The 637-nt window shown below is 73.3% G+C and carries 1 protein-coding gene; it reads right to left on the bottom strand.

The window, feature by feature from the left end; translation table 11 throughout:
* A partial coding sequence (locus ACLQ2R_RS39505) for a beta-ketoacyl synthase N-terminal-like domain-containing protein (RefSeq protein WP_425966541.1) occupies nucleotides 1-637 on the bottom strand: 637 nt, incomplete at both ends.

Below are 637 nucleotides of genomic sequence, written 5' to 3' on the forward strand. Positions count from 1 at the left end.
GGTGCCTGTTCGAGGATGACGTGGGCGTTGGTGCCACTGATCCCGAACGACGACACCCCCGCCCGGCGGGGCCCGCCCCGCTCCCGCTCGGGCCAGGCCACCGCTTCCCGCAGCAGCCGCACTCCTGAGGTGTGCCAGTCCACCAGCGGGGAGACCTCACGGGCATGCAACGTCGCCGGCAACACTCCATGCCGCAACGCCATCACCATCTTGATCACACCACCCACACCCGCCGCCGCCTGGGCATGACCGATGTTCGACTTCAACGACCCCAGCCACAACGGCGTCGAACGCCGCCCGCCCTGCCCGTAGGCGGCGATCAACGCCTGCGCCTCGATCGGATCCCCCAACCGGGTGCCGGTGCCGTGCCCCTCCACCGCGTCCACCTCACCCGCACCCACCCCCGCCCGCGCCAACGCCCGAGCGATCACCTCCTCCTGCGCCCGCCCGTTCGGCGCGGTCAACCCGTTACTGGCCCCGTCCTGGTTGACCGCCGAGCCCGCCACCACCGCCAGCACCCGATGCCCCAACGCCCGCGCCCGCGACAACCGCTCCACCGCCACCACCCCCACACCCTCCGCCCACCCCGTGCCATCGGCCCCCGCGCCGAACGCCCGGCACCGCCCATCCGCCGACA

Source organism: Streptosporangium sp. DT93, from assembly GCF_049844535.1.
Classification (GTDB): Bacteria; Actinomycetota; Actinomycetes; order Streptosporangiales; family Streptosporangiaceae; genus Streptosporangium.